General features: G+C 36.9%; 24 protein-coding genes, 1 tRNA gene and 1 pseudogene. 25 read left to right on the top strand and 1 reads right to left on the bottom strand.

Going from position 1 to position 24,447, the window contains the following annotated elements; genetic code table 11:
• From yabN to MJG50_RS16450, 6 genes and pseudogenes are all read left to right on the top strand, one after another.
• Positions 1-1,062: pseudogene (gene yabN / locus MJG50_RS16475) on the top strand (bifunctional methyltransferase/pyrophosphohydrolase YabN); the annotation flags it as partial.
• Positions 1,063-1,089: 27 nt separating this feature from the next.
• Positions 1,090-1,350 (top strand): RNA-binding S4 domain-containing protein, encoded by a 261-nt coding sequence (locus tag MJG50_RS16470; RefSeq protein ID WP_240256846.1) that lies wholly within the window; start codon positions 1,090-1,092, stop codon positions 1,348-1,350.
• Between the two features lie 95 nt (positions 1,351-1,445).
• Complete coding sequence (gene yabP / locus MJG50_RS16465) at positions 1,446-1,751, top strand: sporulation protein YabP (protein WP_240256845.1); 306 nt, start codon at positions 1,446-1,448, stop codon at positions 1,749-1,751.
• Positions 1,748-2,383, top strand: a complete 636-nt coding sequence (gene yabQ, locus MJG50_RS16460) for a spore cortex biosynthesis protein YabQ (protein ID WP_240256844.1) — start codon at positions 1,748-1,750, stop codon at positions 2,381-2,383. The genes yabP and yabQ overlap by 4 nt, the downstream gene beginning before the upstream one ends.
• A gap of 29 nt (positions 2,384-2,412) precedes the next feature.
• The gene (locus MJG50_RS16455; RefSeq protein ID WP_240256843.1) at positions 2,413-2,787 is read left to right on the top strand and encodes an FtsB family cell division protein; all 375 of its coding nucleotides are present in this window, start codon (positions 2,413-2,415) and stop codon (positions 2,785-2,787) included.
• 71 nt (positions 2,788-2,858) lie between these two features.
• Positions 2,859-3,278, top strand: coding sequence for a S1 domain-containing RNA-binding protein (locus MJG50_RS16450; RefSeq protein WP_240256842.1), 420 nt, complete (start codon positions 2,859-2,861; stop codon positions 3,276-3,278).
• 271 nt (positions 3,279-3,549) lie between these two features.
• Here the strand turns inward: MJG50_RS16450 and MJG50_RS16445 are convergent.
• Positions 3,550-3,623, bottom strand: a tRNA-Met gene (locus MJG50_RS16445).
• 476 nt (positions 3,624-4,099) lie between these two features.
• On the opposite strand from MJG50_RS16445, the gene spoIIE reads away from it, so the two are divergent.
• The 19 genes from spoIIE to lysS all read left to right on the top strand — a co-directional run bounded on the left by spoIIE (position 4,100) and on the right by lysS (position 23,997).
• Positions 4,100-6,580 (top strand): stage II sporulation protein E, encoded by a 2,481-nt coding sequence (spoIIE, locus tag MJG50_RS16440; protein ID WP_240256841.1) that lies wholly within the window; start codon positions 4,100-4,102, stop codon positions 6,578-6,580.
• 89 nt (positions 6,581-6,669) lie between these two features.
• Entirely contained in the window at positions 6,670-7,410 is a 741-nt protein-coding gene (locus MJG50_RS16435) for a vWA domain-containing protein (protein ID WP_240256840.1), read from the top strand.
• Positions 7,376-8,368 (top strand): serine/threonine protein kinase PrkT, encoded by a 993-nt coding sequence (prkT, locus tag MJG50_RS16430; RefSeq protein ID WP_240256839.1) that lies wholly within the window; start codon positions 7,376-7,378, stop codon positions 8,366-8,368. The genes MJG50_RS16435 and prkT overlap by 35 nt, the downstream gene beginning before the upstream one ends.
• A 93-nt stretch (positions 8,369-8,461) precedes the next feature.
• On the top strand, positions 8,462-9,865 hold the full coding sequence (gene tilS, locus MJG50_RS16425; RefSeq protein WP_240256838.1) for a tRNA lysidine(34) synthetase TilS: 1,404 nt from the start codon (positions 8,462-8,464) through the stop codon (positions 9,863-9,865).
• A gap of 25 nt (positions 9,866-9,890) precedes the next feature.
• Positions 9,891-10,433, top strand: coding sequence for a hypoxanthine phosphoribosyltransferase (gene hpt, locus MJG50_RS16420; protein WP_240256837.1), 543 nt, complete (start codon positions 9,891-9,893; stop codon positions 10,431-10,433).
• A gap of 255 nt (positions 10,434-10,688) precedes the next feature.
• Complete coding sequence (gene ftsH / locus MJG50_RS16415) at positions 10,689-12,614, top strand: ATP-dependent zinc metalloprotease FtsH (RefSeq protein ID WP_240256836.1); 1,926 nt, start codon at positions 10,689-10,691, stop codon at positions 12,612-12,614.
• Positions 12,615-12,812: 198 nt separating this feature from the next.
• Positions 12,813-13,604 (top strand): type III pantothenate kinase, encoded by a 792-nt coding sequence (locus MJG50_RS16410; protein WP_240256835.1) that lies wholly within the window; start codon positions 12,813-12,815, stop codon positions 13,602-13,604.
• Positions 13,605-13,629: 25 nt separating this feature from the next.
• Positions 13,630-14,508, top strand: coding sequence for an Hsp33 family molecular chaperone HslO (gene hslO / locus MJG50_RS16405; protein ID WP_240256834.1), 879 nt, complete (start codon positions 13,630-13,632; stop codon positions 14,506-14,508).
• Between the two features lie 20 nt (positions 14,509-14,528).
• Entirely contained in the window at positions 14,529-15,446 is a 918-nt protein-coding gene (locus MJG50_RS16400) for a peptidyl-prolyl cis-trans isomerase (RefSeq protein WP_240256833.1), read from the top strand.
• Positions 15,447-15,522: 76 nt separating this feature from the next.
• The gene (cysK, locus tag MJG50_RS16395) at positions 15,523-16,449 is read left to right on the top strand and encodes a cysteine synthase A (protein WP_240256832.1); all 927 of its coding nucleotides are present in this window, start codon (positions 15,523-15,525) and stop codon (positions 16,447-16,449) included.
• Positions 16,450-16,576: 127 nt separating this feature from the next.
• Complete coding sequence (gene pabB, locus MJG50_RS16390; RefSeq protein ID WP_240256831.1) at positions 16,577-17,986, top strand: aminodeoxychorismate synthase, component I; 1,410 nt, start codon at positions 16,577-16,579, stop codon at positions 17,984-17,986.
• 23 nt (positions 17,987-18,009) lie between these two features.
• The gene (pabA, locus tag MJG50_RS16385; RefSeq protein ID WP_240256830.1) at positions 18,010-18,609 is read left to right on the top strand and encodes an aminodeoxychorismate/anthranilate synthase component II; all 600 of its coding nucleotides are present in this window, start codon (positions 18,010-18,012) and stop codon (positions 18,607-18,609) included.
• A complete protein-coding gene (pabC, locus tag MJG50_RS16380) occupies positions 18,594-19,460 on the top strand; it encodes an aminodeoxychorismate lyase (protein ID WP_240256829.1) in 867 nt (288 codons plus the stop codon). The genes pabA and pabC overlap by 16 nt, the downstream gene beginning before the upstream one ends.
• A 1-nt stretch (position 19,461) precedes the next feature.
• Positions 19,462-20,310, top strand: a complete 849-nt coding sequence (folP, locus tag MJG50_RS16375; RefSeq protein WP_431307299.1) for a dihydropteroate synthase — start codon at positions 19,462-19,464, stop codon at positions 20,308-20,310.
• Positions 20,310-20,669 (top strand): dihydroneopterin aldolase, encoded by a 360-nt coding sequence (folB, locus tag MJG50_RS16370; RefSeq protein ID WP_240256828.1) that lies wholly within the window; start codon positions 20,310-20,312, stop codon positions 20,667-20,669. The genes folP and folB overlap by 1 nt, the downstream gene beginning before the upstream one ends.
• Position 20,670: 1 nt before the next feature.
• Positions 20,671-21,204 (top strand): 2-amino-4-hydroxy-6-hydroxymethyldihydropteridine diphosphokinase, encoded by a 534-nt coding sequence (gene folK, locus MJG50_RS16365; protein ID WP_240256827.1) that lies wholly within the window; start codon positions 20,671-20,673, stop codon positions 21,202-21,204.
• Positions 21,156-21,359, top strand: coding sequence for a helix-turn-helix domain-containing protein (locus tag MJG50_RS16360; RefSeq protein ID WP_240256826.1), 204 nt, complete (start codon positions 21,156-21,158; stop codon positions 21,357-21,359). The genes folK and MJG50_RS16360 overlap by 49 nt, the downstream gene beginning before the upstream one ends.
• A gap of 24 nt (positions 21,360-21,383) precedes the next feature.
• The gene (dusB, locus tag MJG50_RS16355; protein ID WP_240256825.1) at positions 21,384-22,385 is read left to right on the top strand and encodes a tRNA dihydrouridine synthase DusB; all 1,002 of its coding nucleotides are present in this window, start codon (positions 21,384-21,386) and stop codon (positions 22,383-22,385) included.
• A 127-nt stretch (positions 22,386-22,512) separates the two neighbouring features.
• Complete coding sequence (gene lysS, locus MJG50_RS16350) at positions 22,513-23,997, top strand: lysine--tRNA ligase (RefSeq protein ID WP_275695643.1); 1,485 nt, start codon at positions 22,513-22,515, stop codon at positions 23,995-23,997.
• Positions 23,998-24,447: the final 450 nt, after the last annotated feature.

Here is a 24,447-nt window from a genome sequence, read left to right as displayed (position 1 = left end):
ATGACGAATAAAATAACAATCATTGGTTTAGGTGCTGGAGATATTTCGCAGCTACCATTAGGAATCTACCGCAAGCTTTTACAGTCAAAGCATTTATTTTTACGAACGAAGGAGCATCCTGTCGTAAAAGATTTAGAAGCAGAAGGGGTTTCTTATCATTCTTTTGACAATGTGTATGAAAAGCATCATCAATTTGAAGAGGTATATGAGGAAATTGTAGCTACTCTTGTCCAGGAAGCAAGTACAAATGATATTGTCTATGCTGTACCCGGACACCCAATGGTTGCAGAAAAGACCGTACAGCTATTATTACAAGAAAGAGAGGAAGGGAAGTTAGTTGTTTCAGTTGAAGGGGGTCAAAGCTTCATTGATCCCCTACTAGCGGCTTTAGAAATTGACCCGATTGAAGGCTATCAATTTCTCGATGCCCTTTCCTTTGAAAAAGATGAGCTTCAATTGTCACAGCATATCATTATCTGCCAAGTATACGATCAATATATTGCTTCAAATGTGAAGCTTACACTAATGGAGCAATTACCTGATGATTATGAAGTTGTTGTTGTGACGGGAGCAGGTAGTGAAGATGAAGTCATTCGAAGGATTCCATTGTTCGAGTTAGATAGAGATATGGAAGTAAATAATCTTACGAGTGTATATATTCCACCAGTAAAAGAGGATTCATATGTCTATCATGATTTCCGGACATTTAGAAGGATTATTGCTGCATTACGTGGACCAGGTGGCTGTCCATGGGATCAGGAACAGACACATGAGTCATTGAAGAAATATTTACTCGAAGAAACGAACGAAGTGATTGAAGCAATTGACAATATGGATGAGGACAATCTAATAGAAGAGCTAGGCGATGTATTGCTCCAAATTGTTCTCCATGCTCAAATTGGTGAGGATGAGGGAATGTTTACAATTGATGATGTCATTCGTGGAGTGTCAGAAAAAATGGTTCGTAGACATCCACATGTGTTTGGCGATGTGGAGGCTAATACTCCTGAAGATGTGATTGCGAATTGGGAGGAAATTAAAAAACAAGAGAAAAAGGATAAATTAAATAAAGGAAAGAAGTGAGAAAGTATGCGATTAGATAAATTTTTAAAAGTTTCAAGGCTTATTAAAAGAAGAACATTAGCAAAAGAGGTAGCAGACCAAGGTAGAATTTCTATAAATGGGATAGCTGCAAAAGCAAGTACGAACGTTAAGATTGGCGATGAATTGACAATTAAGTTCGGACAAAAGGTTGTCAAAATAATGATTGATGATCTGAAGGAAACAACGAAGAAGGAAGATGCAGCAAATCTATACACAGTACTTAGTGAAGAAAAAGTAGGAGAGTAAAGAAGGCTTGTTCTAAATTCCACCACATTCTCATAATTATTAATAGACAATGAGTGAATGGGACTACCATTCATACATGAATGTGGGGGATGAGAATGAGTCAATATTATGAAACAGGTTCAACAAATAAGGGTACGGTTCAGGAACATGATGTGATTATGAGGGGTCGAAGAATTCTTGATATAACAGGTGTGAAGCAAGTAGAGAGCTTTGATAATGAGGAGTTTTTACTTGAAACAGTCATGGGTTTCCTAGCCATTCGTGGTCAAAATCTCCAAATGAAGAACCTTGATGTTGATAAGGGCATTGTATCGATTAAGGGGAAAGTATATGATATGAGTTACCTTGACGAACATCATGCGGAGAAAGCTAAAGGATTCTTTAGCAAGTTATTTAAATGACATTAACGACACAATTTTACACGATGATTGCAATGGTTTGTATGGGAGGTTGGCTAGGAGCCGCCCTTGACACGTATGGCCGCTTTCTAAAGCGGTCTACTCGTGCTAATTACATCGTGTTTATTAATGATATTCTATTTTGGGTTTCACAAGGACTCATAATCTTTTATACATTATTAGTAGTGAATGAGGGTGAACTACGATTCTATGTATTTGTCGCCGTCTTATGTGGTTTTGCTGCATACCAAAGTCTCTTAAAGTCTATATACTTGCGAATACTTGAGAGATTCATTCAAGCAATTATTGTAATTTATCAATTTCTTATTCGTATGGGGAATCTTTTTATTATTAAACCTATAAAAATGTTATTCCAGCTAATTATTGCAATTTTATTAGGTTTAGTAAAAATAGTTCTTGTGATTGGTAACATCCTACTAAAGTTCGTTCTTTTCCTATTAAAAATATGTTTTGCTCCTTTTAAATGGATAGGAATCTTAATTTGGAGAATCGTACCAAACTCGCTAAAAGATATTTTAGAAAATATTTTCTTCAAATGTGCAGGAATTCTTAGAAAAATAGAGAATATGAAACATATATTCATAAAATGGTGGAAAAAAATCCGTAAATTATAATGTGTGTCTAGTAAGGAGGCATTCAGAACATGAGTGCGATTCGAAAGAAAAATGTAACAAAATTACAATCAACCTATATGGAAAAATATCATCAACAAGAACAAGTTGCCACTACTAAACGAAAAGGTTTAGTCAGAAGACTAGTCGTTTTTGGTTTGCTTGCCGGGATTATGACATATGGTATGATTACAACTATTCTTTCCCAACAAGAGGCAATGGATGATAAGCAACAGAAAAAGGTAGCATTAGAAAAAGAGCTTTCAGGGCTTAAGAATGACCAAACGATCTTAGAAGAGGAAATTGTAAAGTTAAATAATGATGAATATTTAGCGAAAATACTAAGACGTGACTTTTTCTTGTCAAAAGAAGGAGAAATCATTTTTAAGGTAAATGATGGGTCTTAGTCTTATTGACACTAGATTTTTAGATTCCGTATAATAAATGTAAAAGAATTTTAAGGAGGAGCATTTTTTTTATGTCAATCGAAGTAGGCAGCAAGCTGCAAGGAAAGGTTACAGGTATTACAAAATTCGGAGCGTTTGTGGAGCTGCCAGAGGGTTCAACTGGACTTGTCCATATTAGTGAAGTTGCTGACAATTATGTAAAGGATATTAACGAGCATTTAAAAGTCGGCGATCAAGTTGAGGTCAAAGTTATTAACGTAGAGAAAGATGGTAAAATCGGCTTGTCTATTAAAAAGGCAAAAGATACACCACAACCGCAACGTCCACGTCATAATGGACCACGTAATAACAGAAATGACCAACGCATTAACAAACCTGAAAATTTCGAGCAAAAAATGAGTCGTTTTCTTAAAGAAAGCGAAGATCGGTTATCTTCTCTTAAGCGTCATACTGAATCAAAACGAGGTGGACGTGGAGCGAGAAGAGGTTAACTTGCTGCTTTGACTTTATAAATATAATAATAGAGCACCCACTTTTTGGGTGCTTTTTGGGTTTCTTTAGAAATAAAAAAAGCTAGTGAGGTACTAGCTTTTTTGGTGTTCAGCTTCAGCGCCTAGACGCTGAAGCATTTCGGTTGTGTCTAGCTTCAGCGACTAGCCCCTCGAGGTCAAATAACCTGGGTCAAGAAAAGTCAAAGAGCGACTTTTTTGCCCCAGAACATTTGCTTGTCGGGGCTGATCAAGTCGCTTCAGCATTTCGGTATAGCGGCAGAGGGGATCGAACCCCCGACCTCACGGGTATGAACCGTACGCTCTAGCCAGCTGAGCTACGCCGCCATGATTAAATTCACAAACTGTTTTCTAATGCATTGAAAATATTCTACAGATGCTGGCTTCGCCTGCTCCTCAAAACTCCGTTTCTCGTCGCATGTCCCCAAAGAAGTGAATTCAATGATGTTAGGACAAGCTGAGCTACGCCGCCATAATATTAAACGTAAAATAAACTCATGTTCTATCTTTTAAGATAGTTATTAAGCACAAGTTATATAATACCTTCTGTCTATTCGTTCGTCAATATCTTTTCATTTAATCCAAAAAGATTAAAAATTCTAATAATTGATGTTCATGATTCTACTTTTTTCAGTTTAATAACACAAGAATGGTTCTCTTATCAAATATATCTCCATTCTTTTTGTAGGAATACTAAGGAAGTCGTCGAATGATTCTTGGAATCCCTCTTGTTGTTTTGACAAATTATGAATCGTTTCCTCTGTATAATAACAGACAACTATCATAAACGGGGAGTGTTAAAAATGGAAAGAACCGAAAGGAATTTGATCGCGCCAATAACGGACGTCAATATTGAGAAAACTCAATATGCATTATCTCACTGGTTACATCGCCTTCAATTAAAACTGGAGCATCTTTTTTTACAAAAAGGATTAATTCTTGTATTGATCGGATTTTTACTTGGACGAGCCTTAATCCTTGGGGAAATCACACCCTTTGCCCTACCATTTTTTGCGTCAGTCTTCATGATGAGAAAAGGGAAGGCAGGTATAGCCATGCTTGCCTTAATCGGAGGATCCTTTACGTTATCTGCTGATGTAACAATTTTTACATTTCTATCAATTATCTTGTTTCTATTATGCTATAAACTATTGCAAAAATTAAAACTAGATTCAATTCGAACTCTTCCAATTCTAGTATTAGTAACATCACTACTCACGAAGGTAGGAATCATCTACGTAACGGAAAAAACAATAAGTCTCTATGACGGAACCATGGTAGGTGTTGAATCAGGTTTAGGTTTTATTTTAACCCTCATTTTTATTCAAAGTGTCCCACTTCTAACAGATAAAAGGAGAAAACAATCATTTAAGACTGAAGAAATCATTTGCCTCATTATATTGATAGCTTCTATTTTGACAGGAACGATCGGCTGGAATCTTTATGAATTATCGATTGAAAATATTTTATCCAGATATGTAGTTCTGGTGTTTGCCTTTGTTGCCGGGGCAACGATAGGGTCAACGGTAGGTGTTGTTACGGGGCTTATCCTAAGCCTGGCGAATGTAACAAGCCTGTACCAAATGAGTTTATTAGCTTTTTCAGGCCTATTAGGTGGTTTATTAAAAGAAGGCCATAAAATCGGTGTGTCTGTAGGTCTCGTGATTGGAACAATGTTAATCGGACTGTATGGTGAGGGGTCTAATGATATATTAACGACATTAAATGAATCATTAGTCGCGATTGCGATATTTTTTATAACACCTTACAAATTAATAGGGAAGATTGCAAAGTTTATCCCAGGGACTCCTGAATATTCAGCAGAACAACAACAATATCTACGTAAAATACGCGATGTCACTGCAAATCGTGTTGCTCAATTCTCGACAGTATTTCAGGCATTATCGAATAGTTTCTCTGAATATGGCTACCCAACTGCTGAAAGTGTTGAAAAGGATCGAGAGACAGACATGTTTTTAAGTAATGTAACAGAGAGGACTTGTCAGACCTGTTTCAAGAAGGATGTCTGTTGGGCGAACAACTTTACTAAAACATATGATTACATGGAAGAGATTATGCATGAATGTGACTCAGATACACTTCAATATAATCACAAGCTTGTGAGAGAGTGGGACAAGCATTGCGTAAAGTCTAAAAAGGTAATTAATGTGATTGAACAGGAATTAACATATTATCAGGCCAATCAAAAGTTAAAAAAGCAGGTGCAGGAAAGTAGGAAGCTAGTTGCTGACCAGTTACTTGGTGTTTCCCAGGTAATGAGTGACTTTGCGAAGGAAATTCAACGAGAAGGTGAAAATCACCATATGCAGGAGGAACAAATACTAGAGGCTCTCCAGGCATTTGGAATCGAAATTGGTCATGTTGAAATATATAGTGTCGAACAAGGAAATGTCGATATTGAATTAAGTATTCCTTATTGTAACGGAAGTGGCGAGTGTGAAAAATTAATTGCCCCGATGCTATCGGATATATTAGAAGAAACCATTGTCGTCAAAAAGGAGGAATGTGCTGCATATCCAAACGGTTATTGTCATGTCCAGCTAGGCTCTGCTAAAGCATATGTAATTGAAACGGGGGTAGCTCATGCTGCAAAGGGTGGTGGATTAGTATCAGGAGATAGTTATTCTACGATTGAACTAGGAGTGGGGAAACATGCTGTTGCAATAAGTGACGGAATGGGGAATGGGGAGCGTGCACATTATGAAAGTAATGAAACCCTCCAGCTACTTCAAAAAATTTTACAATCCGGAATAGAGGAGAAGATTGCGATCAAGTCTGTTAATTCTATTTTATCTTTACGAACGACGGATGAAATTTTCTCAACGCTAGACTTAGCTGTAATTGATTTACAGGATGCAAGTACAAAGTTTCTAAAAATCGGCTCAACCCCGAGCTATATAAAGAGGGGGGAAAAGGTTCTTAAAATACAAGCAAGTAATCTACCAATGGGAATCATTGAAGAATTCGAGGTTGATGTAGTTAGTGAACAGCTTAAAGCAGGAGATCTTCTTATTATGATGAGTGATGGGATTTTTGAAGGTCCAAGACATGTAGAAAATTATGATTTATGGATGAAACGCAAAATTAAGGAGATTGAAACAAAGGATCCCCAAGATGTTGCTGATATTATTATGGAGGAGGTTATTCGAACAAGAGCCGGACATATTGAAGATGATATGACAGTGGTTGTGACTAAGGTTAAACATAATATACCAAAATGGGCAGCAATTCCTGCATATAATTATCAAAAAAAGGCACAATAGAAAATTTGGGAATGACTCAAAAAAGGTTTAAAATTCTTTTATCTCGTCCATGCTGATACTACCTATAAATGAATTAGGAGGGGATGGGCGTGCAAAAAGGCACCTTAAAACAAATTCTATTAATTACAGATGGATGCTCGAATCAAGGGGAAGACCCGATTGCGATGGCAGCACTTGCGAAAGAACAAGGAATAACAGTGAATGTAATAGGTGTTATCGAACAGGATACAATTGATGAACAGGGTATGAGAGAAATAGAAGGGATTGCCACAGCAAGTGGTGGAGTAAGCCAAGTAGTATATTCAACCCAGCTCTCACAAACTGTTCAAATGGTTACTAGACAAGCAATGACACAAACATTACAAGGTGTAGTGAACAAGGAATTACAACAAATTCTTGGTTCCAACTCTAAAATGGAGGATCTACCACCTGAAAAGCGTGGAGAAGTAATGGAAGTGGTTGATGAGTTAGGAGAAACAATAGACTTGGAAGTGCTTGTCCTAGTTGATACAAGTGCAAGCATGAAACATAAACTGCCAACAGTTAAAGAGGCATTGCTAGATTTATCACTAAGTTTAAATGCACGAATGGGTGATAATCGCTTTTCGGTATTCGTATTTCCTGGGAAACGAGTTGAGGTAGAAAAAGTATTAGAATGGACACCTAGGCTAGAATCACTTACAAGTGTTTTTTCAAAGCTGACGACTGGAGGAATTACCCCAACAGGTCCTGCCATTCGAGAGGCACTTTCATACTTTAAGAAAAAACGTTCGTTAAGGAGCTTGTTATCTCGTGATGATGAACAATACTTTGAAGAGTCAGGTATGTAAAGTTCCACCTGGTACTGTAATATCAGGAAAATGGCATAAAAAATCATATCGAATTGTAAGGTCTTTGGGATATGGTGCAAATGGCATCGTCTATTTGGCTGAAAGCTTGGAAGGACCAGTTGCACTTAAAATTAGTGAAAACAGCACGTCTATTACTTCGGAAGTGAATGTGCTTAAGCATTTTTCAAAGGTCCAGGGGTCTGCCCTAGGACCTTCTTTATTAGATGTGGATGATTGGATTCGAAAAGGGTATTCAAGTCCAATCTCATTTTACGTAATGGAATATATAAGTGGTGACAACTTTTTATCATTTCTACAAAAGCGAGGAAAGGAATGGACAATTGTCCTCTGTTTGCAATTATTATCAGATTTAGATAGGCTTCACCAGGAAGGTTGGGTATTTGGTGATTTAAAGCCAGATAATTTAATCGTTTCGGGGAATCCACCAAAAATTCGATGTGTTGATGTGGGGGGAACAACTCTTCAAGGCCGTGCAATTAAGGAGTTCACAGAGTTCTTTGATAGAGGCTACTGGGGAGCTGGATCGAGGAAGGCCGAACCATCATATGATTTATTTGCTGTCGCAATGATTATGATAAATGCTTCATATCCAAATCGTTTTACAAAATCTGATCAACCGGTGAAACAGCTTAAGAATTTAATTCAAAATAATGACACACTTCGAAAACTAGAAACTGTTCTTTTGAATGCAATTGACGGTAAATATCAACATGCATCAGAAATGAGAAGGGATCTTCTAGAGAAGGTGAGCCATACTGTTCATAAATCCAACCCATCAACTCAAAGGCAAACATTTCAGACTCCATCAAAAAAGCAAACAAGAGTAACTCGAAAACAGCAGGTTACGAAGAAAAAGGGTGGAGTATTCGAAACCATTTTACTGTTAGTATTTGTTTCTCTTGGTTACTTGCTCTATTTATATGGTCAAATCCTATGAAAATTCATTTTGATATTCTACAATTTTGCAGAATGTTAAAAGAAAATGATAGGATATTCATATTAGATCTTATGAATTGAAGGATTGGTCAAAATGATTGAGAAAGTAAACCTTTTTATAAAAAAGAATAATTTAATTGAGGCTCAATCGACGATTATTGTTGGGGTATCAGGCGGGCCTGATTCATTGGCTTTGCTCCATTATCTCTATCATTTTCAGAAGGGGAAGTGGAAGAATCTGATTGCAGTTCATGTGGACCATATGTTTCGTGGAAAACAATCGGAGGAGGACCTTTTATTCGTAAAAGACTATTGTAATCAGCTTGGGATTCAGTTTGAAGCTGCTCAAATAGATGTAACAACCTATCAACAAGAGCACCACCTTAGCACTCAAGTAGCTGCGAGGGAATGCCGCTATCAATTTCTAGAGGAAATAATGTATAAATACAATGCGGATTATTTAGCATTAGGACATCATGGAGATGATCAGGTTGAGACTATATTAATGAGGTTAGTAAGAGGAAGTAAGGGAAATGGATATGCTGGAATGCAAGTGGTACGGCCCTTCGCTTGTGGTTCAATCATTCGTCCATTTTTGTTAATTACAAAGGATGATATTGAAAGCTATTGTACCAGATTTGACCTGTATCCAAGAAGAGACCCTAGTAATGATAAGGATGACTATACGAGAAACAGATTTCGTCACCATGTATTGCCTTTTTTGAAACAGGAAAATTCAAGTGTTCATGAACATTTCCAGCAATTTAGTGAGCAGGTAATTGAGGATAATCAATTATTAGATGAATTAACTGTAGCAAAAATGAATACAGTAATGAAGAGGAAAGAGGACAAACAAATCGAGATTAAAATTGATTTATTTTTGTCAATGCCAAAATCTTTACAAAGAAGAGGTATTCAACTAATATTAAACTATCTTTATAAAGATATTCCTTCTTCTCTTTCTTCCAATCATATCGATAATTTATTGACTTTGTTAAAGAACGATCATCCTTCTGGAGAACTTCATTTTCCGAAAGATTTAAAAATAATTCGTTCCTATAATAGTTGCTTTTTTACATATGATGAGGAAAAAAGGAATACATACCGATTTCAAATTGACGAATCCGGAAATTATAAAATAATGGATGGTTCTATCATTAGCACCCAAATGTTAGATCACTTTCCTCAAATGGTAAAAGGGAATGATTTCTTTATCATTGACCCAGATACTGTGAAATTGCCACTTTATGTCCGTACGAGAAAACAGGGAGATAAAATGACGTTAAAAGGAATGAATGGGTCGAAAAAGGTGAAGGATATTTTCATTGATAATAAAATTTCAATTCACAAAAGAGATGTATGGCCAATTGTTGAGGATTCCCGAGGAGATATATTGTGGCTTCCTGGGCTTAAAAAATCTTCATTTGAGGCAAATTGCATGACTAAGACAAAGTATATCGTATTACAATACAAGAGTTGTCCAGCTTCAGCATTTTAATGATTAACTTAGGGGGCAGTACTGAATGTACCAGGATATTGAAAAGGTTCTAATTTCTGAGGAAGAAATACAGGAAAAGATTAAGGAATTAGGAGCTTCTTTAACAGAAGAATACAAAGAAAGTTTCCCATTGGCAATTGGCATATTAAAAGGTGCAATGCCCTTTATGGCAGATTTATTAAAGAGAGTAGATACATATTTGGAAATGGACTTTATGGATGTATCGAGCTATGGGAATTCAACTGTGTCATCAGGTGAAGTGAAGATCATTAAAGATCTAGACGCATCTGTAGAAGGAAGAGATATCCTAATTATCGAGGATATCATCGATAGTGGACTTACATTGAGCTATATTGTAGAGCTTCTTCGTTATCGTAAGGCAAAGTCAATTAAGATTGTTACTTTATTAGACAAACCTACTGGAAGAAAGGCAAAGATTAAGGCGGACCTCGTTGGCTTTATCGTTCCAGATGAATTTGTTGTAGGGTATGGTCTTGATTATGCTGAGAAATATCGTAATTTGCCATACATAGGAGTTTTAAAACCGGAAGTTTATAGCGAGAAATAAAAGGAATATTGGTTAATCTTTGGCTAATCCATGAAAAATCAAATATTTTTCATGACTTTCAGCTTTGCTGAAAGTTGGGTAAATAGAGAAAAAATTTTAGAGAAAATGAATTTTCTCAAGAAATTTTTTCTCTATTTACCCCAAATTAGTCTAAAATTGAAACGCATTCGCTTTTGGTACGTATATCATTTGTATTGCTATTATTTTCTATGATACTATTTACTGTAGTTTGTTCGCCGTGGGAGGAGGTAAGGGATGAATCGGATTTTCCGTAATGTGATATTCTATTTACTCATTTTTTTAGTAATCATAGGTGTGGTTAGTTTTTTCCAAGGAAATAATAATGAACTAAAGCCTATGACACTTGATAAATTTCTTACGCATCTTGAAAGTGGGGACGTAACGACGATTACGATCCAGCCAGAAAGAGGCGTATACGAAATTAGAGGTCAGCTAAAATCCTATAAAAAGGAAGAATACTTTGTAACAAATACCATCGGTACCAACAATTTAATGGAGAGAATAACTGATACCGCTACTAAAACAGAGGTAGAAGTTATTAAAGCAAAGGAAACAAGTGGCTGGGTAACCTTCTTCACTTCCATTATTCCTTTTGTGATTATCTTTATTTTATTCTTCTTCCTGCTTAACCAAGCTCAAGGTGGCGGAAGCAAAGTAATGAATTTTGGTAAGAGTAAGGCAAAGATGTATAGCGAAGAAAAGAAAAAGGTTAAATTTACAGATGTAGCGGGTGCAGATGAAGAAAAGCAAGAACTCGTAGAGGTTGTTGAGTTTCTAAAGGACCCACGTAAGTTTGCAGAACTAGGAGCAAGAATACCTAAAGGTGTCCTACTCGTTGGACCTCCAGGTACAGGTAAAACATTGCTTGCACGTGCTGTAGCAGGTGAAGCAGGAACGCCATTCTTCTCAATCAGTGGTTCTGATTTCGTTGAAATGTTTGTTGGGGTAGGGGCATCACGTGTACGTGACTTGTTCGAAAATGCTAAGAAAAATGCACCTTGTATCATTTTTATTGATGAAATTGATGCAGTTGGTCGTCAACGTGGTGCAGGACTTGGTGGCGGACATGATGAACGTGAGCAAACCTTGAACCAATTACTAGTTGAAATGGACGGATTTGGTGCAAATGAAGGAATCATTATCATTGCAGCTACAAACCGACCAGATATTCTTGACCCTGCGTTATTACGTCCTGGACGTTTTGACCGTCAAATTACAGTAGATCGCCCTGATGTTAAGGGAAGAGAAGCTGTATTAAAAGTACATTCACACAATAAGCCATTAGACGAATCAGTGAACTTAAAAGCGATTGCAATGAGAACACCTGGTTTCTCTGGTGCAGATTTAGAAAACTTATTAAATGAAGCTGCTCTAGTGGCTGCTAGACAGGATAAAAAGAAGATTGATATGACGGATGTTGATGAAGCAACGGACCGAGTTATTGCAGGTCCTGCTAAGAAAAGTCGTGTTATATCTAAAAAGGAACGAAATATTGTTGCTTATCATGAGGCTGGACATACGATTATTGGTGTTGTCCTTGATGAGGCTGACATGGTTCATAAGGTTACAATCGTACCTCGTGGTCAAGCAGGTGGATACGCAGTTATGCTTCCAAAAGAAGACCGTTACTTCATGACAAAACCAGAACTATTAGACAAAATTACGGGTCTATTAGGTGGACGTGTTGCAGAAGAAATCGTCTTTGGTGAAGTAAGTACCGGAGCATCTAATGACTTCCAACGTGCAACAGGTATTGCACGTAAGATGGTTACTGAATTTGGTATGAGTGATAAATTAGGACCTCTTCAGTTCGGTCAACAACAGGGTGGTCAAGTCTTCCTGGGGCGTGATATTCATAACGAACAAAATTATAGTGATGCAATTGCTCACGAGATTGACCTTGAAATTCAACGCTTTATTAAAGAAAGCTATGAGAAGGCGAGACAAATCCTTACTGACAACCGTGATAAGTTAGAGCTTATTGCTCAAACTCTTCTAGAGGTTGAAACGCTGGATGCTGAGCAAATTAGACATCTTTACGATCATGGAACTTTACCGGAACGAAAGAGTTCTGATGAAGAGGGTAAAAAACCAAATGAAGATGTAAAAATCAATATAAGTTCAAAACGTGATGAAGTAGACCAAGAAGAAAATAAATAAAAATGAAAAAAGGTGTTTGACACAATTTGTGTTAGGCATCTTTTTCATTTTAAACGGGAATTGTGGAATAATAAAAAAGTAGTAATAAATGAATCGTTTTTTTCTATGAAGGCGACTAAATATGTTATGATGTTTGCATTAATAGTGGTGTTCTAATTTGGACATTTTCTAACTGAAAGAGTAAAGTGGGGATTCTAAATGATTTTTGTATTAGATGTTGGTAACACAAATACGGTACTTGGTGTGTATAGTGGCGAAGATCTTAAGTATCATTGGAGAATTGAAACGAGCCGTAATAAAACGGAAGATGAGTATGGGATGGTCGTTAAATCTTTGTTAGAACATGTTGATCTTTCATTCGAAGATATCAATGGGATTATCATATCTTCTGTTGTTCCTCCAATTATGTCAGCTCTAGAAAGAATGTGTCATAAATATTTTAACATTGACCCTTTAATAGTAGGACCAGGCATCAAGACAGGCTTGAACATCAAATATGACAACCCGAAGGAAGTTGGAGCAGATCGAATTGTGAACGCAATTGCGGGTATTCATTTATATGGGAGTCCGCTGATTATCGTTGATTTTGGTACAGCAACAACATACTGTTACATAAATGAGAAAAAACAATATATGGGTGGGGCGATTGCACCGGGAATTACAATTTCAACGGAAGCACTTTATTCAAGGGCAGCTAAGCTACCAAGAATTGAGATTGTAAGACCTGAAGGAATTATTGGGAAAAATACCGTGAGTGCAATGCAAGCTGGAATACTATACGGTTATGTCGGACAAGTTGAAGGTATTGTCGCAAGAATAAAAGCTCAATCAAATGAAAAGCCAATGGTGATTGCAACAGGTGGATTAGCGCCCCTTATCGCCAAGGAATCAAGTGTTATTGATATTGTAGATCCTTTTCTTACCTTAAAAGGGCTACAACTTATTTATCAAAGAAATATTGAATCACAAGCAAATTTAGCTTCAGGATGAGCAACGAAGAGAAGGAGAAATGGACATGAATGATTATTTAGTTAAAGCGTTAGCATATGATGGACAAGTAAGAGCGTTTGCAATTAAGACAACTGAAACTGTGGGTGAAGCACAAAGACGTCATTATACATGGCCAACTGCTTCAGCAGCATTAGGAAGAACGATGACAGCGGGAGTTATGCTTGGAGCAACCTTAAAAGGTGAAGATAAAATCACTATCAAAATTGAAGGTGGTGGCCCGATTGGTCTCATTTTAGTTGATAGTAATGCAAAGGGTGAAGTGCGTGGATATGTAACGAACCCACAAACCCATTTTGATTTAAATGAGCATGGCAAACTAGATGTACGTAGAGCGGTAGGTAATGAAGGTACTCTTACAGTTGTTAAGGATATAGGTATGAGGGAGCAGTTTTCTGGACAAGTTCCAATTGTTTCAGGTGAAATTGGGGATGACTTTACATACTATTTAGTATCCTCAGAGCAAGTACCTTCTTCTGTTGGTGTAGGTGTACTGGTAAACCCTGATAACACAATTTTAGCAGCGGGCGGCTTTTTGCTTCAATTATTGCCTGGAACAGATGAAGTAATCATAAGCAAGATTGAACAAAGACTTAAAGAAATTCCTCCAATTTCAAAGCTGATTGAAAAAGGACTATCCCCGGAAGATATATTAGCTGAACTGGTTGGAAAGGATAATCTAAAAATTTTAGAAAAAATGCCTGTGTCTTTTGTATGCCCATGTTCGAAAGAGAGAATAGAAAGGGCCATTATAAGTCTTGGTCAAGAAGAGATTGAAGCAATGATTAATGAAGATGAAAAGGCAGAAGCACAATGTCACTTCTGTAATGAAACTTATCATTTAACAAAAGAAGAGTTAATAGATTTAAAAAAACAAGCGATCTGATCATATAGGGTGGGGAATATATGAATAATAAAATAGTTTGGTCGGTCATTATTGCACTAGTCGTTACAAACTGTTTAACAGTTGCCTATTTTGTAAAAGGTCAAACTGATGATAAGTCAATAACGGTATCAAAGCCTATTGTTGGAAGTGAAGAGACGGACGAAGTTGTTGCCTCAATTGGTGAAGCTGCAATTACGAGGCAAGAATGGTTAAGTGAATTAGAGACACGTTACGGCAAAGAAACACTTGAAGATATGATTGATGGTAAGGTTGTAAAACAAATGGCTCAAAAACATAACATCACTCTTTCGGAAGAAGACGTTGAACGGGAAATGACATTAATTAAGACGATGTACAACACTCTAGACAGTGAGAAGATTGATGACGAGCATTGGCAAGAACAAATTGAATTAAGTTTATTAGTTGAAGAACTAGTAACGAAGGATGCAGTTATTCCTGAGGAGGAATTGAAAAAGTTCTATCAAGAAAATAAAGAACTATATGAGATTCCAAAAACCTATCATCTATCACATATGATTGTTGGATCAGAGGAGGAAGCTGAGCAAGTAAGTGAGGAATTAAAAAGTGGCTCAAGCTTCACTGCACTTGCTATGGAAAAATCACTTGATGAATTTTCTTCAAATCGGGGTGGCGAACTAGGATATGTCTCAGCCGATGATGAATATATTCCTCAAAGTTATATTGAAACAGCTGCAAAAATGTCACCAAATGAGTGGAGCACACCAATTCAAGTTGAAGAGGGCTTTGCAATCATTATTTTACATGAAGTAATTAATGAGGTGTCTTATTCTTTTGATGAGGTTAAAAACCAAATAAGGAGACAAATTGCAATCGATCAAATGAATGGGGCAATTTCTGTTCAACCTTATTGGGATGAAATTGGTGTTAAGTGGTTTTATGAAAAAAATAAAAAGTAAATATTGACAATTCCCACCTATATGTTATATTGTGTATAAAACCGATAAATATACTAGGGATTAGGAGTGGATATTTATGACAAGAGTAGCACAATCAATTCATGAGTTAATTGGTCAGACACCGGTAGTTAAGCTAAATCATTTGGTGGATGAGAACAGTGCAGATGTTTATGTGAAGCTTGAATTTATGAACCCTGGAAGCAGTGTAAAAGACCGGATTGCATTAGCAATGATTGAAGCAGCAGAGAAAAAAGGTGAATTAAAGCAAGGGGATACGATCATTGAACCAACAAGTGGAAACACAGGAATTGGACTCGCAATGGTTGCAGCAGCAAAAGGTTATAAGGCAGTATTAGTAATGCCTGATACGATGAGCATTGAGCGTCGTAATTTATTACGTGCTTATGGTGCTGAGCTTGTATTAACACCTGGATCTGAAGGTATGAGAGGTGCTGTTAATAAGGCTGAAGAACTTGTTCAAGAACATGGGTATTTCATGCCACAGCAATTTAATAATGGAGCTAATCCAGAGGTTCACCGTTTGACAACAGGTAAAGAAATTGTTGAACAAATGGGTGACCAATTAGATGCATTTGTTTCAGGAATTGGAACGGGTGGAACAATTACTGGTGCTGGTGGAGTGTTAAAAGAAAAGTATCCAAATATTAAAATTGTAGCGGTTGAACCAACTGATTCTCCAATTTTATCAGGTGGAAAACCAGGCCCACATAAAATCCAAGGACTTGGTGCTAATTTTGTGCCGAGCGTATTAAACACTGAAGTATATGATGAAATTTTTACTGTGAAAAATGAAGAAGCATTTGAGTATGCGCGCCGTACTGGAATTGAAGAAGGCTTCCTTGTGGGAATTTCTTCGGGAGCAGCTATTTATGCAGCATTACAGGTTGCTAAGAAATTAGGTAAAGGCAAGAAGGTTTTAGCAATTGTCCCTGATAATGGTGAACGCTACTTAAGTACAGCTCTTTATCAATTTGAAGAATAATCTGTGATGATAGAAGTCTTATCCGTGTATAAAGCGGGTAAGACTTTATTTTTTATGAAAAATCAAAATTCTATGGTGTAACCTAACACTCTCTTCATGTAAAATAAGAAGCAGAGGAGAGTGTGCAATGCAACGTAAAAGGATTTCTTTTGCTAAAAAAATAGATTGTAATCAAGAAAAATGGTTTTTACGCTACAAACACCTTTCAAAAAATGAACCCCACCATATCCTTCTGGAAAGTGGCCGGGGAGGTACATATAGTATTATCGGTTTAAGGCCCTTCGCTATTTTGGAGGGGAAGAATAGTAAACTATCAATCAAGATGGGGAATGAATCGAAGACTTATGATGGTGACCCTTTGGAATTAATGATGGACTGGATGAAAGTATACGGTTCTGAACCTAATCCTGATCAACCAGACTTCCAAGGTGGTGCGATTGGGTATATAAGTTATGATTATGCAAGATACATTGAGAAACTTTCGTCAGAGGCAGAGGATGATCTGCAAACACCAGATTTATACTTTTTAGTATTTGACGATGTATTTATATATGAACATCAGGAACAGTCATTATGGATCATTACAAATGATTTTATCGAAAATGAACTGCAGGCAACAAACCGATTACATATGTATGAAGAGATGTGGTCAGAGCCTACTAAGGAGACAAATTATTCATTGATAAAAAGTGTTGACACCGATTATCAAGATGTATCATTATCTGAAGCTGATTTTATAAAAGCGGTCGATAAAGTGCGGGAGTATATTGCACAAGGTGATGTATTTCAAGTAAATTTATCAGTTCGACAATCTCAGCAAGTAAAGTCACACCCTTTTGAGATGTACGAAGCATTGCGCAAGGTGAATCCTTCACCGTATATGGCATACTTGCAAACACCCGAAATACAAGTTGTAAGTGCTTCCCCAGAACTTCTTATTAAGAAAAAGGGGAAAGAAGTTAGCACAAGGCCAATAGCTGGAACCCGATCTCGTGGGATCAATGATAACGAAGACATGAAATTAGCTCAAGAACTCATTCATAATGAAAAAGAACGTGCTGAGCATGTGATGCTAGTTGATTTAGAACGAAATGATTTGGGGAGGGTATGTGAATGGGGTAGTGTCGAGGTGGATGAGTTCATGGTTATTGAAAAATATTCCCATGTCATGCACATTGTTTCTAATGTCAAAGGGCAGCTGGCGGAAGGGAAAAATCTTGTTGATATCATAAAAGCAACTTTTCCTGGCGGTACGATTACTGGAGCACCAAAGGTCAGAACAATGGAAATCATTGAAGAATTGGAGCCGGTTCGTCGTGGAATTTATACAGGTTCTATTGGCTGGATCGGTTTCACGGGGGATATGGAGTTGAACATTGTCATTCGAACAATGCTAGTTAAGGATGGATTTGCCCATGTCCAAGCCGGAGCCGGTATTGTAATTGATTCAAATCCAAAGCATGAGTATAAGGAGTCTTTGAAAAAGGCATTAGCCTTATGGAAGGCAAAAGAGTTGAGTGAAGCGAAAGTTAGATAAAATTTGAGCATGAGGTGAGCGAAATGATTTTGATGATTGACAATTATGATTCATTTACATTCAATTTAGTACAGTATTTAGGTGAATTAGGGCAAGAAATCATTGTGAGAAGAAATGACGAAATTACTCTAGCAGAAATTGAAAATATGAAACCTGATTTATTAATGATTTCACCAGGGCCGTGCAGCCCAAATGAAGCTGGGATTAGTCTTGAAGCCATCACATATTTCGCAGGGAAAATTCCCGTTTTCGGAGTTTGCCTAGGTCATCAAGCAATTGCTCAAGCATTTGGTGGAGATGTAATCCGTGCAGATCGATTAATGCATGGGAAAACATCAGATATGTTACATGATGGAAAGACAATTTTTAAGGATTTAGATGAACCTTTCACGGCTACACGTTATCATTCCCTTATTGTGAAAAAAGAGACATTGCCCGATTGCTTTGAGGTTTCCGCTAAAACAATAGATGATGAAATCATGGCAATTCGTCATAAAACTCTTCCAATTGAGGGTGTTCAATTTCATCCAGAGTCAATCATGACTACTTCAGGCAAACAATTGCTATCAAATGTAATTACGCATTATATTAGAAATGAGCGGGAATCATGTACATCTATGTAGATGGAGAAATTGTAAACAAAGAAGCTGCTAAAATATCACCGTTCGATCATGGTTTTTTATATGGGGCAGGTCTATTTGAAACATTTAGAGTGTATGATGGTCATCCTTTTCTTTTAGGTGACCATCTTATGCGTTTGCAGAAGGGGCTAGATGATTTACAAATAAGCTATAAGCTTATCCACCATGAAATAATGACTATTTTACAAGAGCTTTTGATTGTCAATCAATTGAAGGATGCATGTATAAGACTTAATATTTCAGCGGGAATAGAGGAATTAGGACTTCCATCCGAGGAGTATCATAATCCATCAATGATTATGTTTATTAAAAAAATACCAAACTTTAATGGTGAAAAGGAAGCAGTCATCTTACAAACCACAAGAAATACACCTGAAGGTACCTTTCGATTAAAATCCCATCACTTTCTAAACAATCTATATGGAAAGCGTGAAGTCGGAAATAAACCTAATGTTGAAGGCGTTTTTCTAACGAAGGAAGGCTATATTGCCGAAGGGATTACCTCAAATGTATTTTGGATAAAGGGAAATACATTGTATACACCATCAATACATACTGGCATTCTGAATGGGATTACAAGAGAATTTATTTTGAATATAGCCAGCAGGGTTGAATTAACAGTTAACGAAGGATTTTTTAAAGTAGAGGAATTAATGAATTGTCATGAGGCATTTATCACAAATTCTATTCAGGAGATTGTCCCTTTATCAAAAATAAATGATAGATTACTACCTGGTAAGAAAGGTGCAATCACAAATCGCATGCAAAGCATATATGCTCAGTTTAAAACAAAACTATGGAGTGTAGAAGAATTGAACGAGGGGATTGGATAATATGACATCTGAAATGGTAACGAAGCCATCAGTTTTAACATGCGGTAATCATCAATTAGATTTCCAAAAGAAAACATTGATAATGGGGATTTTGAATATTACACCAGATTCTTTTTCAGATGGAGGAAATTACGTAGAAATTGATCAAGCAATTGCGCATGCAAAGCAAATGGTTCAAAACGGTGCGGATATAATTGATGTTGGCGGCGAATCAACTAGACCAGGTCACATTCAAATTACTGAAGAAGAGGAAATAAATCGGGTAGTTCCGATTATTAAAGCGATCTCAAAGGAAGTCAATGTACCAATTTCAATTGATACATATAAAGCAGAGGTGGCAAAGCAAGCCATTGAAGCGGGTGCACATATTATTAATGATATATGGGGGGCAAAGGCTGATCCAAATATGGCTAAAGTGGCTGCCCAATACAACGTTCCGATTATCCTGATGCATAATCGTGATAATAAAAATTATAACCATTTAATTATTGATATGATCTCTGATCTACAAGAAAGCATTTCGATTGTAAAAGCAGCGGGAGTGAAAGAGGAAAATATTATTCTTGATCCAGGGATTGGTTTTGCTAAGCATTTTGAAGATAATATTATGGCGATTCAGCATATAGAAGAATTTGTGAAAATGGGCTATCCTGTTTTATTAGGAACATCAAGAAAGTCCTTTATCGGTCAAATATTCGATTTGCCTCCTCATAATCGAATGGAAGGTACAGGTGCAACAACTTGCTTTGGAATACAGAAGGGTTGTGCAATTGTACGAGTTCACGATGTACTCGAAAATGCTCGTTTGGCAAAAATGATGGACGTATTGGTCGGAAAAGGGGCTTATTAATGGATAAAATATATGTGAATCAAATGGAATTTTACGGTTACCACGGTGTTTTCCCGGAAGAAACGAAGCTTGGACAGAGATTTATCGTTGATTTAGTAGTAGAAGTTGACCTAATGAAAGCAGGAAAAACAGATAACCTTGAATACTCTGTAAGCTATGCGGAGCTTTTTAATGTGTGCCAGAGGATAGTAGAGGGACAACCTTTTAAACTAATAGAGGCACTTTCGGAAAAGATTGCAGAAACAATTTTATTTGAATTTCCGTTAGTTTCATCTTGTACAGTTAAGTTGATTAAGCCTGACCCACCTATCCGTGGTCATTTTAAATCAGTTGCAGTGGAAATGACGAGGAGTCGTTAGTATGGAAAATATCGCGTATATCGGAATAGGTTCAAACCTCGGTGATCGAAGCCACTATTTATTTTCTGCGATAAAATCGATTCAAGAGCATCAGGAAATAGAAATTGCATCATTCTCATCAATCTACGAAACGGTTCCAATTGGTTATGAAGATGATACTCAAGACCATTATCTAAACATGGTAATAAAAGTAAAGACGAATTTGTCAGCAGTTGATTTATTGAGGGTTTTACAAAGAATCGAACTTGATTTTGGAAGGGAAAGGAAAATAAGATGGGGTCCGAGAACGTTAGACCTTGACATTTTATTATATAATCATGAAAATATTGTAACAGAAGATCTTATTATTCCACATCCTCGTATGACTCAAAGGGCATTTGTTATGTTACCATTAATAGAGGTAGATAAAGAGATAAAAATTCCGTTAGTAGAAATACCATTATCTGTGCTTTTAGATGAATTACAAGATAGAGAAGGGGTTCGTGAATGGAAGCGGAAAAGTGGGGAAGACGTATTCGAGCTTTTCGAAAGTTGAAGGGGTATACTCAAGAAGGGTTTGCAAAAGATTTAGGGGTGTCTATCTCTGTTGTGGGAGAGATTGAACGAGGAAATCGAGTTCCGAGTCAGTCGTTTCTACTAGAAGTAGCACAAACGTTAGATATACCACTTGAAGAATTAGCTCCTAAATAGTTAGATCAATGTTGGAGGGTTACAATGTTTAAAATTGGAGATATCCAAATGAAAAACCAAGTAGTTCTAGCACCAATGGCAGGAGTGTGTAACTCTGCATTCCGTCTGACAGTGAAAGAATTTGGTGCAGGATTAGTATGTGCTGAAATGGTAAGTGACAAGGCCATTTTATATAAAAATGCAAAGACGATGAATATGCTCTATATCGATGAGCGAGAAAAGCCACTAAGTCTTCAAATCTTTGGTGGTGAGAAAGAAACGTTAGTTGAAGCAGCTAAGTTTGTTGAAAAAAATACAACAGCTGATATTATTGATATTAACATGGGGTGTCCAGTACCAAAAATCACGAAATGTGATGCAGGTGCAAAATGGCTGTTAGATCCGAATAAGATCTACGAAATGGTTTCTGCAGTAGTAGATGTTGTCGATAAACCAGTAACAGTTAAAATGAGAATGGGTTGGGATGATGACCATATTTTTGCGATTCAAAATGCCCAAGCTGTTGAGCGTGCTGGTGGAAAGGCAGTTGCACTACACGGTCGAACGCGTGTGCAAATGTATGAAGGTTATGCCAATTGGGATATTATTAAAGAAGTAAAACAGTCTGTTAATATACCTGTTATTGGTAATGGGGACGTCCAAACTCCCCAAGATGCAAGACGTATGCTTGATGAAACAGGTGTTGATGGTGTGATGATCGGTCGTGCAGCACTAGGAAATCCTTGGATGATTTATCAAACCGTTAAATACCTGGAAACAGGCGAACTAATTGAGGAACCATCTGTTCGTGAGAAAATTGATGTATGTAAGCTGCACCTCGATCGCCTTATTGCATTAAAAAATGAGAACATTGCAGTAAAAGAAATGAGAAAACACGCAGCTTGGTATCTTAAGGGTATAAGAGGGAATGCCAAGGCTAGAAACGGTGTTAACGAGTGTAATACAAGAAGTGAACTTGTGACACTTTTAGATGATTTTGTTCAAGAAATGGAAGAAAAGCAGCAAAATAGCGCTCAAGTGGTTTGACATCAATAGGTAGCTACTCTATAATACCCCTAACGATTGATGGATGCTTACTTACTGCCAGTTTTTGCTGGCAGTTTTTTGAGGTTTTTTAAAACGCCATAGGCTGAAATAAATAGGAGATGATGAAATGAGTCAGGAAGAATTAAATGACCAACTTATCGTAAGAAGAGAAAAATTACATACTCTTAGAGAAAAAGGATTGGATCCGTTCGGCGGAAAATTCGAACGTACTCACAGCACGCATGAATTAATTGATTTGTATGATGGGTTTTCAAAAGAGGATCTTGATGAAAAAGAAGTAAGTGTAACTATTGCTGGTCGTATTATGACAAAGCGTGGGAAAGGGAAAGCGGGTTTTACTCATATTCAAGATTTAACGGGTCAAATACAATTATATGTTCGTGTAGATGCGGTTGGTGAGGACCAATATGAAGTATTTAACACTGCTGATCTAGGAGATATAGTTGGTGTTACGGGAACAATTTTTAAAACGAAGGTTGGAGAATTGTCAATAAAAGTAACATCATTTGAACTATTAACTAAATCCCTACGCCCACTTCCAGATAAGTTTCATGGTTTAAAGGATGTAGAACAACGCTATCGTCAACGCTATCTAGATTTAATAATGAGCCCGGAAAGCAAAGAAACCTTTATAACTAGAAGCCAAATTATTCGTTCAATGAGACGATATTTAGATGACCATGGATATTTAGAGGTAGAGACACCAATGATGCATTCTATTCCTGGAGGTGCTTCTGCTCGACCGTTTGTTACACATCATAATGCGCTAGATATTCCATTATATATGAGAATTGCAATTGAATTGCATCTTAAGAGATTAATTGTTGGTGGACTTGAAAAAGTATACGAAATTGGTCGTGTATTCCGTAATGAAGGGGTCTCAACTCGCCACAATCCAGAATTCACAATGATTGAGTTATATGAAGCATACGCGGATTATAAAGATATTATGAATTTAACTGAAAACCTAGTTGCACATATTGCACAAGAAGTACTAGGTACAACAACAATACCTTATGGAGAACATCAGGTGAATTTACAACCTGAATGGAAACGACTCCATATGGTAGATGCAATTAAAGAATATGTAGGGGCGGATTTCTGGAAGGAAATGACCCTAGATGAGGCACGCCAACTAGCAAAAGAATATGATGTTGAAATTAAAGATAATATGGAATATGGACATATTGTTAATGAGTTCTTTGAACAAAAAATAGAAGACAAGCTAATTCAACCGACATTCATTTATGGTCACCCAGTTGAAATTTCACCATTAGCGAAGAAGAACCCAGAAGATCCACGGTTTACAGATCGTTTTGAGTTATTTATCGTTGGTCGTGAACATGCTAACGCATTTACAGAGCTTAATGATCCAATTGATCAACGCCAACGTTTTGAAGCACAACTTAAGGAACGTGAGCAAGGAAATGATGAGGCACATATGATGGACGACGACTTTGTAGAAGCTTTAGAGTACGGTATGCCACCAACAGGTGGACTAGGAATCGGAATTGACCGACTTGTCATGTTACTAACAAACTCACCATCTATTAGAGATGTTTTGTTATTCCCGCAAATGAGAAATAAGTAAAAGTATGAGAGAGTGGTGATTTGATCCACTCTCTTTTTTGATAGCCGAATTAATGTATGGGAATATGCAATGGAAGCTGTACTTTTTGAACTACAGCTTTGCTTCTATATTAAAGCTCGCCAAACGTCGAGTTTTCCATTGCTGCCGATATGAGGGTGCTTGACGAAATTCTTATTCTCAAAGAATTATTATATGAAATAAATATTCTAGTATAATTTTTTTTCGAAAAAGGTATTGCACATTTTTTAAACAGGTGGTATATTTATAACCTGCCATTGAAACGGCAGAGCTAATAAAAAAGATTCAATAAGTTTTTCAAAAAAGTTATTGACTCTATCTACGAAAGATGTTATTATTATAAAGTTGCTTCAAGAGAGCAACGGATAAGAAAAGTAGAAAAAGTTCTTTGAAAACTGAACACAATACAAGCGTCAACGTTTAATCAAGATA

The sequence above is a fragment of the Fredinandcohnia quinoae genome (assembly GCF_022427965.1).
Classification (GTDB): Bacteria; Bacillota; Bacilli; order Bacillales; family Bacillaceae_L; genus Ferdinandcohnia; species Ferdinandcohnia quinoae.
Note: the sequence above shows the minus strand (reverse complement) of the source record. Positions and strands in the feature narration are given on the sequence as shown.

What these genes read in the sequence shown, in the direction of transcription:
- MJG50_RS16470 (WP_240256846.1), top strand. Translation starts at nt 1,090, where the DNA reads ATGCGATTAGATAAATTTTTAAAAGTTTCAAGGCTTATTAAAAGAAGA.
- yabP (WP_240256845.1), top strand. Translation starts at nt 1,446, where the DNA reads ATGAGTCAATATTATGAAACAGGTTCAACAAATAAGGGTACGGTTCAG.
- yabQ (WP_240256844.1), top strand. Translation starts at nt 1,748, where the DNA reads ATGACATTAACGACACAATTTTACACGATGATTGCAATGGTTTGTATG.
- MJG50_RS16455 (WP_240256843.1), top strand. Translation starts at nt 2,413, where the DNA reads ATGAGTGCGATTCGAAAGAAAAATGTAACAAAATTACAATCAACCTAT.
- MJG50_RS16450 (WP_240256842.1), top strand. Translation starts at nt 2,859, where the DNA reads ATGTCAATCGAAGTAGGCAGCAAGCTGCAAGGAAAGGTTACAGGTATT.
- spoIIE (WP_240256841.1), top strand. Translation starts at nt 4,100, where the DNA reads ATGGAAAGAACCGAAAGGAATTTGATCGCGCCAATAACGGACGTCAAT.
- prkT (WP_240256839.1), top strand. Translation starts at nt 7,376, where the DNA reads ATGATGAACAATACTTTGAAGAGTCAGGTATGTAAAGTTCCACCTGGT.
- tilS (WP_240256838.1), top strand. Translation starts at nt 8,462, where the DNA reads ATGATTGAGAAAGTAAACCTTTTTATAAAAAAGAATAATTTAATTGAG.
- hpt (WP_240256837.1), top strand. Translation starts at nt 9,891, where the DNA reads ATGTACCAGGATATTGAAAAGGTTCTAATTTCTGAGGAAGAAATACAG.
- ftsH (WP_240256836.1), top strand. Translation starts at nt 10,689, where the DNA reads ATGAATCGGATTTTCCGTAATGTGATATTCTATTTACTCATTTTTTTA.
- MJG50_RS16410 (WP_240256835.1), top strand. Translation starts at nt 12,813, where the DNA reads ATGATTTTTGTATTAGATGTTGGTAACACAAATACGGTACTTGGTGTG.
- hslO (WP_240256834.1), top strand. Translation starts at nt 13,630, where the DNA reads ATGAATGATTATTTAGTTAAAGCGTTAGCATATGATGGACAAGTAAGA.
- MJG50_RS16400 (WP_240256833.1), top strand. Translation starts at nt 14,529, where the DNA reads ATGAATAATAAAATAGTTTGGTCGGTCATTATTGCACTAGTCGTTACA.
- cysK (WP_240256832.1), top strand. Translation starts at nt 15,523, where the DNA reads ATGACAAGAGTAGCACAATCAATTCATGAGTTAATTGGTCAGACACCG.
- pabB (WP_240256831.1), top strand. Translation starts at nt 16,577, where the DNA reads ATGCAACGTAAAAGGATTTCTTTTGCTAAAAAAATAGATTGTAATCAA.
- pabA (WP_240256830.1), top strand. Translation starts at nt 18,010, where the DNA reads ATGATTTTGATGATTGACAATTATGATTCATTTACATTCAATTTAGTA.
- pabC (WP_240256829.1), top strand. Translation starts at nt 18,594, where the DNA reads ATGTACATCTATGTAGATGGAGAAATTGTAAACAAAGAAGCTGCTAAA.
- folP (WP_431307299.1), top strand. Translation starts at nt 19,462, where the DNA reads ATGACATCTGAAATGGTAACGAAGCCATCAGTTTTAACATGCGGTAAT.
- folB (WP_240256828.1), top strand. Translation starts at nt 20,310, where the DNA reads ATGGATAAAATATATGTGAATCAAATGGAATTTTACGGTTACCACGGT.
- folK (WP_240256827.1), top strand. Translation starts at nt 20,671, where the DNA reads ATGGAAAATATCGCGTATATCGGAATAGGTTCAAACCTCGGTGATCGA.
- MJG50_RS16360 (WP_240256826.1), top strand. Translation starts at nt 21,156, where the DNA reads ATGGAAGCGGAAAAGTGGGGAAGACGTATTCGAGCTTTTCGAAAGTTG.
- dusB (WP_240256825.1), top strand. Translation starts at nt 21,384, where the DNA reads ATGTTTAAAATTGGAGATATCCAAATGAAAAACCAAGTAGTTCTAGCA.
- lysS (WP_275695643.1), top strand. Translation starts at nt 22,513, where the DNA reads ATGAGTCAGGAAGAATTAAATGACCAACTTATCGTAAGAAGAGAAAAA.